Source organism: Cardiobacterium sp. (assembly GCF_057314735.1).
In genome coordinates this window covers 18,656-28,676 of sequence record NZ_DBHKZK010000011.1, presented here as the reverse complement: position 1 = coordinate 28,676, position 10,021 = coordinate 18,656, and the positions used below count along the sequence as shown (strand labels likewise).

4 protein-coding genes are annotated in these 10,021 nt (G+C 61.2%); all 4 read right to left on the bottom strand.

Going from position 1 to position 10,021, the window contains the following annotated elements; translation table 11 throughout:
* Positions 1–143: 143 nt before the first annotated feature.
* Positions 144–1,574, bottom strand: coding sequence for a glycogen synthase GlgA (glgA, locus tag ACO54Z_RS00835; RefSeq protein WP_485995311.1), 1,431 nt, complete (start codon positions 1,572–1,574; stop codon positions 144–146).
* Positions 1,575–2,276: 702 nt separating this feature from the next.
* Complete coding sequence (glgC, locus tag ACO54Z_RS00830) at positions 2,277–3,575, bottom strand: glucose-1-phosphate adenylyltransferase (protein ID WP_485995310.1); 1,299 nt, start codon at positions 3,573–3,575, stop codon at positions 2,277–2,279.
* Complete coding sequence (gene glgX / locus ACO54Z_RS00825; RefSeq protein ID WP_485995309.1) at positions 3,572–5,593, bottom strand: glycogen debranching protein GlgX; 2,022 nt, start codon at positions 5,591–5,593, stop codon at positions 3,572–3,574. Before glgX ends, glgC begins: the two co-directional genes overlap by 4 nt.
* Positions 5,593–9,927 (bottom strand): 1,4-alpha-glucan branching protein GlgB, encoded by a 4,335-nt coding sequence (gene glgB / locus ACO54Z_RS00820; RefSeq protein ID WP_485995308.1) that lies wholly within the window; start codon positions 9,925–9,927, stop codon positions 5,593–5,595. The genes glgX and glgB overlap by 1 nt, the downstream gene beginning before the upstream one ends.
* Between the last annotated feature and the right edge of the window lie 94 nt (positions 9,928–10,021).

Here is a 10,021-nt window from a genome sequence, read left to right as displayed (position 1 = left end):
GGTGCCCGGTCAGGCGACGCAACACCGTATGAGGCTTTCGGTGGATGGCTATATAACAGGATAGCGGGGTTGATGCCGCATCCGTTCACAAAAAAGCGCGACCGGGGTCGCGCAGGGATGAAGTGTTCGGCAAGCGGGGCGGGTCAGAGGCTGTTGTACAGCGCTTCGTAGGCCGCTGCCGCTTTGTGCCAGCTATAGTCTTGTGCCATCGCGGTGGCGCGGATGCCCGCCCATTGTTTGGCGTCGTGCCAGCTTTCCAGCAGCCGCCCCACGGTGTGGATGATCGCGTCCGGGGTCGCGTCGCGGAAGGTGAAGCCGGTCGCGGTTTTGTTTTCGAGGGTGTCCGGCTGGGTGTTGACGACGGTGTCGGCCAGTCCGCCGGTTTCGCGTACCAGCGGCAGGGTGCCGTATTTGAGGCCGTAGAGTTGGGTCAGGCCGCAGGGTTCAAAGCGGCTCGGCACGAGGATGACGTCGCCGCCCGCAATCATTTGGTGCGACAGTGCTTCGTTGTAGGTGATGCGCACCCCGACTTTGTCCGGGTGGCGCGCGGCCAGGTCGCGGAAGGCGGCCTCCAAATCGGGCGAGCCGGTGCCGAGGACGGCGAGTTGCAGCGGGCGCGCCAGCAGGGTTTCGGCGGCGCCCAGGAGCAGGTCGGCGCCTTTTTGTTCGGTGAGGCGGGTAATCATCACGAGCAGCGGCACGCTGTCGTCGGTCGGCAGGTTGTAGGTTTGTTGCAGGGTGTGTTTGTCCACCCGTTTGCCCTGCATATGGTTGGGTTGGTAGGGTTTGGCGATGTTGGGGTCGGTCGCCGGGTTCCAGATGGTGTCATCGACGCCGTTCAGGATGCCGCTGAGCCGTCCTTGTGCCGCACGTTCGCCGAGGAGGCCGTGGAAGCCGTAGCCGTGTTCGAGTTCGGTGATTTCGCGGGCGTAGGTCGGGCTGACGGTGGTGATGTGGTCGGCGTAGTAGAGGCCTGCCTTGAGGTAGGACATTTGGCCGTAGAATTCGAGGCCGTAGGTGCCGTACATATAGGCAGGCAGGCCGAGTTCGGCGAGGTGGTGGCCGCTGAAGATGCCGGCGTAGGCGATGTTGTGAATGGTGAAGACGGTTTTGACCGGGATGTCCCAGGCTTGCAGGTAAGCGAATGCCAGGCCGCTTTGCCAGTCGTGGCCGTGGACGAGGTCGGGTTTCCACCAGCTGTCGGCGCCGGCGGCGAGCGAGGCACCAACCCAGCCGAGCAGGCCGAAGCGCAGGTAGTTGTCGCCGTAGTCGGCGTAGTGGCTGTCGTGGTAGGGGTTGCCGTCGCGGCGGTAGAGGTGTGGCGCGTCGATGAGGTAGAGGCCGACGCCGTGGTAGTTGGCGTAGCGGATTTCGATGTCGCCTGCAAAGGTGTGGTACCAGCCGACGTGGCCGGTTTCGCCAACTTTTTCGGCGACGCTGGGGTACAGCGGCAGGACGACGCGCACGTCCATGCCCGCCTGGTGTTGGGCGAATGGCAGGGCGCCGAGGACGTCGGCGAGGCCGCCGGTTTTGACGAGCGGGTAGAGTTCGGAGCAGATGTGCAGGGTTTTCATGGTGGTGTCCTCTTTGTTTGGTGTGGATGCGGGTGTTGGCGGGATGGTTTGCGGGCGGGCTTGTGTGATGGTTTGGGGTGTTTGTTTTGGTTTTGGCGTGCTGCGGGTGTGTTTTGTGCGGAAACGGCAATGGTGTTTGGATTGCTGCCTCTACCCCTCCCCTGCCCTTTCTCGCACTACGCGCGAGCTGTTCCAGTCCCGCTGCGGGCTTCGCCCTGCAGGGGAGGGGGTGGTTCGGTGGAAGGTTGGTTGTCCGGTTGTCGGTTTGGATTGTGTGTTTGGTCGTTGCTCCGTGGGTTGTGGTGTGCAGAAACGGCAATGGCGGTTGGATTGCTGCCTCTACCCCCTCCCCGACCCTCCCCCGCTGCGGGCTTCGCCCTGCGGGGGAGGGAGTGGTTCGGTTGTCGGTTTGGGGTTGCGGGCGGTTACGGGCTTCGCCCTAACCGCCCCTACGTTTGTTGGGTTACGCGCTTCGCGCTAATCCAACCTGCGCTCCTGTTCGCGCTTGCTTTTATACATACACTTGAGCGCTCAAGGTGTATGTAAACGGGTGGGTGTTTGTTCGTTGTTCCGTGGGTCGTGGTGTGCAGAAACGACAATGGTGTTTGGATTGCTGCCTCTACCCCCTCCCCAACCCTCCCCCGCTGCGGGCTTCGCCCTGCGGGGGAGGGGGTGTCCGGTTGTCGGTTTGGGGTTGCGGGTTTATGCCACTTCTTTTTCCTGGCGGTCAGCCAGTGCTTTGAGCATGGTTTTGGTGACAAGGACGACGCCGCCCTGGCTGACGCGGAAGCGTTGTTTGTCCAGTTCGGCATCCACGCCGATTTGCATGCCGTCCGGGATGGCGCAGTTGCGGTCGATGATGCAGCGGCGCAGCACGCAGTTTTTGCCGATGCGTACTTGGGGCAGGACGACGGCGTAGTCGATGTGCGAGCCTTCTGACACCTGGACGCGATCGAAGATGACGGAGTTGCTGATTTCGGCATCGGTGATGACGCCGCTGCCGCCGATGAGCGAGTTGTCGATGGTGCGCGCGTGGCTGTGTTTGTAGAAGAATTTGGTCGGCGCGGTTTGTTTGGGTACGGTGCGTATCGGCCAGCTTTCGTCAAACATATCCAGTTGCGGGTATTCGCTGACCAGGTCGATGTTGGCGCTCCAGTAGCTGTCGATGGTGCCCACGTCGCGCCAGTAGATGGTGCCTTGGGTGTTGCGTCCTTTGCTGGATTTTTCGAAGGGATGCGCATAGACGACGCCTTCGCGCACGCCTGCCGGGATGACGTCTTTGCCGAAGTCGTGCGAGGTTTCCGGGCTGGTCGCTTCGCGCTCAAGGACTTGGTAGAGGTAGTCGGCGTCAAAGACGTAGATGCCCATGGAGGCGAGCGAGGAGCCGGGGCGGTCAGGCATGGCGGGCGGGTCGGCGGGTTTTTCGACGAAGGCTTTGACTTTGAGTTTTTCGTTCACTGCCATGACGCCGAAGGCGGTCGCCTGTTCGCGCGGGACTTCGATGCAGCCGACGGTGGCTTTGGCGCCGCTTGTTATGTGGTCGCGGATCATCTGCATATAGTCCATTTTGTAGATGTGGTCGCCGGCGAGGATGACGACGTATTTGGGCTGGTAGTGGTCTTTCATGATGTGGACGTTTTGCCAGACGGCGTCGGCGGTGCCCCGGTACCAGGTTTGGTCGTTGAGTTGTTGCCGCGCGGGCAGCATATCGACGAATTGTCCGCGTTCGCGCGGCAGGAAGGACCAGCCGTGCTGGAGGTGGCGCAGGAGCGAGTGCGCTTCGTATTGGGTGATGACGCCGATTTTGAGCAGGCCGGAGTTGATACAGTTGGAGAGGGCGAAGTCGATGATGCGATGGCCGCCGCCGAAGTACACCGCCGGTTTGGCGCGCTGGTCGGTGAGTTCGTAGAGGCGGGAGCCGCGTCCGCCGGCAAGGATGAGGACGAGGGTTTCGTTGGCGATTTCGTCTCTGGACGGGTAGATGTTTTCTTTCGGTGTCATGGGTGTGCTCCTGTCAGGGTGTTGGGGTTTGTGCCGTTTTGTGTTTTTTGCAAAACGCTCACGCTCATGTGCGCAAGGTTGGCCTCACGAGGGTTTTGTTGTTTCAGTCCGTCGCCGAGGAGCGGTTGCCAGTCGCCCGCAGGCAGGGTGTAGTGTTGTTCACCCCGGTTTGCGTTGAACAGAATCAGGTATTTGTCCTGTAATTCCAGTACCAGTGCTTTGCTTGCTTCGTTGTGCCAGTCGGTGTCGCACATGGCTTCGCCGTGTGCGTTGTACCAGCGGGCGTTGTCGCTGTGCCACCAGTCGTCGTAGATGCCGTCCACCGCCAGTTGTTGGCGCAGGGCGATGAGTGCGCGGATGTGCTCGCGCAGTTCGGGGTGGTCGTGCTGCCAGTCAATCCAGGTGGTGGGGTTGTCCTGGCAGTAGCTGTTGTTGTTGCCGTGCTGGCTGTGGCCGCGTTCGTCGCCGGACAGCAGCATCGGCACGCCTTGCGCAAGCAGCAGGCTGGCAAGCATGGCTTTGCGGCTGCGCAGTCGTTCGGTCTGGATGGCGGGGTCGTCGCTTTCGCCTTCGACGCCGTGGTTCCAGGAGTAGTTGTGGTTGTCGCCGTCGCGGTTGGCTTCGCCGTTGGCTTCGTTGTGTTTGTAGCTGTAGCTGACCAGATCGTGCAGGGTGAAGCCGTCGTGCGCGGTGAGGTAGTTGATGGAGCTGTGGGCTTCGCGCCAGTCGTGGCGGTAGATGTCGTCGCTGCCGCTGATGCGCTGGGCGAGCGCGCCGAGCCAGCCGTTTTCCCACAGCCAGAAGCCGCGCATATCGTCGCGGAAGCGGCCATTCCATTCGGAGAAGCGCGCCGGATACTGGCCGAGGTTGTAGCCGTCGGGGCCGATGTCCCACGGTTCGGCAATCATTTTGATGCCCGCCAGTTCCGGGTCTTGCTGGATGGCGGTGAAGAATCCGGCGCGGGCGTCGAATGCCGGGGTGCGTCCCAGGGTGGTGCAGAGGTCGAAGCGGAAGCCGTCGATGTGGTATTCGCGCACCCAGTAGCGCAGGCTGTCCAGTACCCATTGCATCACTTCGGGGTGGGCGAGGTTCACCGCGTTGCCGCAGCCGGTGTGGTTGATGTAGTCGCCGTGGTCGTTCAGCCAGTAGTAGTGCTGGTTGTCGATGCCGCGCTGGCAGAGGGTGGGGCCGTAGATGTCCTGTTCGGCGCTGTGGTTATAGACGACGTCGAGGATGATTTCGATGCCCGCCCGGTGCAGGGTTTTGACAAGGTGTTTGAGGTCATCCGCGCTGCCGTAGCGTTTGTCCGGGATGTTGTGCGCATAGACGTTGTAACCCCAGTAGTTGCTCATGCCGCGTTGTTGCAGGTGGATTTCGTCCAGATGCTGGCTCACCGGCAGGAGTTCTACGGCGGTGATGCCGAGCGATTTCAGGTAGTCAATGCTCGCCGGGTGCGCCATGCCGGCAAAGGTGCCGGCGATGTCGCGCGGGATGGCGGGGTTTTGTCGGCTGAAGCCTTTGACGTGCGCCTCGTAGATGATGGTGTTTTTCCACGGGGTGCGCGGCGGCGCGTCGTCTTCCCAGTCAAAGCGGCTTGCACCGACGACGATGCTTTTTGGCGCGACGGCGGCGTTGTCGCGCGGGTCGTCGTGGTGGTAGTACGCGAGTTCGTCGGCGTCGCGGTATTGTGGCAGGCGGTCGATGGCTTTGGCGTAGGGGTCAAGCAGCAGTTTGCGCGGGTTAAAGCGACCGCCGCTGTGGTTTTCGCCATCAACCCGCCAGCCGTAGTGCTGGCCGATGCCGCTGTCGGCGACGAAAATGTGCCAGATGTCGCCGCTTTTGTGGGCGCGCACGCGGCGTTCTTCGCCATCGCTGTCAAAGAGGCAGAGGGTGACGGCGGTCGCGTGGCGGCTCATCAGGGCGTAGTTCACGCCCTGATGGTTGGCGATGGTCATCGGTGTGCTGCCCAGCGGGTACGGTTGTCCGGGGTGGCAGAGCAGCGGCGGTTTGTGTTTCATCACGCGCCTGCTCCGCTGGTGTCGAGCGCGAGGTAGATGGTCGCCAGCGGCGGCAGGGTGAGGTTGAGCGATTGGGCTTTGCCGTGGCTGCCGACGCTCTCGGTATGCACGGTTTTGCCGCCGCTCATGCCGCTGCCGTTGTACTGCGCGTCGTCAGAGTTCAAGATTTCGTGGTAGGTGCCTGCCTGGCTGACGCCGATGCGGTAGTTTTCGCGCGGGACGGGGGTGAAGTTGCTGATGATGATGACCGGGTTGCCTTTACCGTCATGGCGGGCGAAGGCGACCACGGATTGTTCGGCATCATCGACAACGAGCCATTCAAAGCCTTCGGGCTGGCAGTCCTGTTTCCACAGTGCCGGGTGATCGCGGTAGGCGTGGTTGAGGTCGCGTACCCATTTTTGTACGCCTTCGTGCCAGCCGCCGTATTCGGGGTCGAGCAGGTGCCAGTCGAGGCTTTCTTCGTAGTTCCATTCGCGCCCCTGGGCAAATTCGCAGCCCATGAACAGCAGTTTTTTGCCGGGGTAGCCCCACATATAGCCGTAGTAGGCGCGCAGGTTGGCGAATTGTTGCCAGCAGTCGCCCGGCATTTTCGAGAGCATCGAGCCTTTGCCGTGTACGACTTCGTCATGCGAGATGGGCAGGACGAAGTGTTCGCTGTACTGGTAAATCATGCCGAAGGTGAGCAGGTTGTGGTGGTATTTGCGGTGTACCGGCTCTTCGCGCATGTAGCGCAGGGTGTCGTTCATCCAGCCCATGTTCCATTTGAACTGGAAGCCGAGGCCGCCGATTTCGGTCGGGTGGCTGACGCCGGTGAAGGCGGTGCTTTCTTCAGCGATGGCGACCGCGCCGCGTTGTTCGTTTTGCAGGATGGCGTTGGTGCGCTGGAGGAAGTTGATGGCTTCGAGGTTTTCGCGCCCGCCGTACTGGTTCGGCACCCATTCGCCTTCTTTGCGCGAGTAGTCGCGGTAGATCATCGAGGCGACGGCATCGACGCGCAGGCCGTCCACGCCGTAGTGTTCAACCCAGTACAGTGCGTTGCCGGTGAGGAAGTTGCGTACTTCGTGGCGGCCAAAGTTGTAGATGAGGGTGTTCCAGTCCTGATGGTAGCCTTCGCGCGGGTCGGCGTGTTCGTAGAGCGGGGTGCCGTCGAAGCGGACGAGGCCGTATTCGTCGGTGGGGAAGTGGCCGACGACCCAGTCAAGCAGGACGTAGATGCCTGCCTGATGCGCCTTGCGGATGAAGTCGCACAGCGCTTGCGGGCTGCCGTAGCGGCTGGTCGGCGCGTAGAGGCCAAGCGGCTGGTAGCCCCAGGAGCCGTCAAAGGGAAATTCGGACAGCGGCAGCAGTTCGATATGGGTAAAGCCCATTTCCTTGACGTAGCTGATGAGTTCGTCGCCGAGTTGTTCGTAGTCGAGCCAGTAGTTGTTTTCCGGGTTGCGCCGCCATGAGCCGAGGTGGACTTCGTAGATGCTGATGGGCGCGTCGATGCCGTTGGCGGCGATGCGCTCAGGGTTGTAGGGTTGTTTTTCCGGCAGGCGGACGACTTTCGAGGCGGTCTCCGGCCGCATTTGCGCGGCAAAGGCATACGGGTCGGACTTGAGGCGGATGTTGCCGTTGGCGTCCAGGATTTCGTATTTGTAGAGCGCGCCTTCTTCGAGGTTGGGAACGAAGATATCCCAGATACCGCTTTGCGGGTGGAAACGCATGACGTGGCGGCGGCCATCCCAGAAGTTGAAGTCGCCGACGACGGAGACGCGCCGCGCGTTCGGTGCCCAGACGCTGAAATTGACGCCGGAAACGCCGTCGTCGTGCTGCATCAGGTGTGCGCCGAATTTTTCGTACGGGCGCAGGTGCGTGCCTTCGGCGAGCAGCCAGTTGTCGAAGTCCTGCAGGGTCGAGGTGAAGCGGTAGGTGTCTTCAATAATGTATTTGTCCGCGCCGTACTGCACTTCGAGCAGGTAATGCAGGCGCGGGTCGGCATCGAGCGTGGCGATGAAGAAGCCGCGTTCGTCCAGCACGCTCATCTCCGCCAGCGCTTTCTTGCCGTCTTTGGCAAGCACGCGCACGGCGTCCGCCCCCGGCAGCAGCACGCGGATGATCACGCCGCTGCCGCTTTCATGCGGCCCCAAGTATGAGAACGGGTCGGCAAAGGTGCCAGCAAAAAGCTGGTCTATCAGGTATTTATCAACGGATGTCACTTCTACTCCTCCTATCAGTGTGGCAACGGATGCGGGTACGACCACCGCCGTGGGCTGGCGCTCGCGGACGTGGGCGCGGGTGGCAACGATATGGCGCAGCATCGCGTGCAATTGCGGGTCTTTGCCCATCGCCGCGATGTCCTCCGGCAGGCGGTAACGCCAGTTCGGATACGCGCTGGCAATACCGGGAATATTGAACGAGGCGGTAATCGGCAACAGGTTTTCCGGCTGGATGGCAAACAGCTTGCTGCGGCTCATCGCGACAAAGCGGTGCAGCGCCAGCACAATCGCATGGTCCAGCACCTCGCCGTCGTGGCTCGCGTCCAGCACGTCCGCTTGCCTGAGCGCCGCGAGAATCTGCTGCTTGCGCTCCCGCCGCTGCGCCAGCAACTGCTGGTACTGCTCTGGGGTCTCAAAGACGCCCAGCCCGTTCATCGTCTCGATGTCGTTGTTCGTCCAGAAACCCAACAGCGGTGCCAAATCATGCGTGCTGACCACGGCGAGCGCCTGATCGTGGTAATACTCCGGCATCCAGTAATTGCCGTCGTTGTGGTTGAAATACATCACGCTGTACGAATAGACGGCGTACTCACGCAGCGCGCGGCGCATCTCCTCCGGCACAATGCCCAAATCCTCACCGACCACCACACAGCGTTCACGGTGGCTCTCCAGCGACAAAATCGCCATCAAATCGGCAATCGGATAACGCACATAGGCGCCAAAATTGGCGCTGTTGCCATAAGCAATCCACCAAAGGCGACAAAGCGCCATCACATGATCAATGCGCAAAATGCCATAGACGCGCATATTGGCGCGCAACATCTCGATAAACACACGATAACCGCTGCGCTTCAACCGTTGCGGATGCAGCGGCGGCAAATTCCAGTTCTGCCCGGCAGGGCCCAGCTCGTCCGGCGGCGCGCCAATCGACACCTGCAAACAGTACATCTCGCGGTGAATCCACGTATCCGCGCCGCCGCGCGACACGCCGACCGCCAAATCACCATACAGCCGCAGCGCCATTCCCGCCTCATGACAGGCCATGCGCACCAAATCCAGCTGCTCCGCCATCACCCATTGCAACCACATATAAAAACGGATATCCGCCTCGTGCGACACCGCAAACGCCTGCACCGCCGCACTGTCCGGGTAGCGGTACGCCTCCGGCCAGCCAAGCCAGCCGACCGTATCCTCACTGAACGGAATCGACGCGGTCTGCGCATAAAAATAATGATCAAGCGACTCAAACGTCGCAAACAACCGCAACTCCCGCCCGCCCCGGCGGACAAACTCCTCAAACGTCCCGCGCGCGGCGACAAACGCCTCCTGCGCCTCAAAATCGTGGAAAATCAAGCGCAGCGCGCGCATCTTCAGCGCCATCACCTGCGCATAATCCACCCAGTCGGCCTCGCGCAACCGCGAAAGCACCGCCTGCGTCTCCGCATCCGAAAACCACGCCTGCGCCGACGGCGACGTCTGAAACAACTGCATCCCGCCGACATCAATATAAATCGGGTTCAACCAGCGCCGCGACGACGGACTATAAGGACTGGCCCAGTTCGGCCGCGACGAAAACAGCGCGTGCAGCGGATTGATGCCGAGAAAATCAATCCTGTCCTCGCCAAAATCCATCGCCAAGCGGCGCAAATCGCCCAAATCGCCAATGCCCCAGTTAAACGCCGAACGCAGACTGTACACCTGCACATTCATCCCGCTTAACCGTTCGCCCTGACGCAACATCTCCGGCTGATACACCTGCTTCGGCGCCACAATCACCAGACAGCGCCGCATCTGGTGCGCGCCGTGCAACTCCAGCGTGTAATACCCCGGCGGCAGCGGCGGCAACTCAATCCGCTCGCCCTCCATCATCACAAACGAATACGGCAGACTGTTGCCCTTCTCATCGAGCAAATACGCGGCGGCACAGCGCGACAACACCCCGCCCACCGGCAACAGCGACACCATCTCCGGCGCAATATTGAACACCTCATCAAAATCGGCGACAAACGGCTGACCGGGGGCGGTCAAAATCGCTGCCAAAGACGCGAGCACCTCCTCTGGAACACGGACAAAACTACCATCGGCGGCGAAATAATCCGTCTCAATCCCTAACAGCCTGAACTGCTCGCTGTTCATGACACAACTCCTGCAACAGCCCCTGTGGAGGAACTGTTAAATTAACATGAGAGCAACTTAACACACCTGACTGTAAAAAGACACATTAAAACAC

Coding starts and splice junctions, on each gene's coding strand:
- glgA (WP_485995311.1), bottom strand. CDS start 1,574: ATGAAAACCCTGCACATCTGCTCCGAACTCTACCCGCTCGTCAAAACC.
- glgC (WP_485995310.1), bottom strand. CDS start 3,575: ATGACACCGAAAGAAAACATCTACCCGTCCAGAGACGAAATCGCCAAC.
- glgX (WP_485995309.1), bottom strand. CDS start 5,593: ATGAAACACAAACCGCCGCTGCTCTGCCACCCCGGACAACCGTACCCG.
- glgB (WP_485995308.1), bottom strand. CDS start 9,927: ATGAACAGCGAGCAGTTCAGGCTGTTAGGGATTGAGACGGATTATTTC.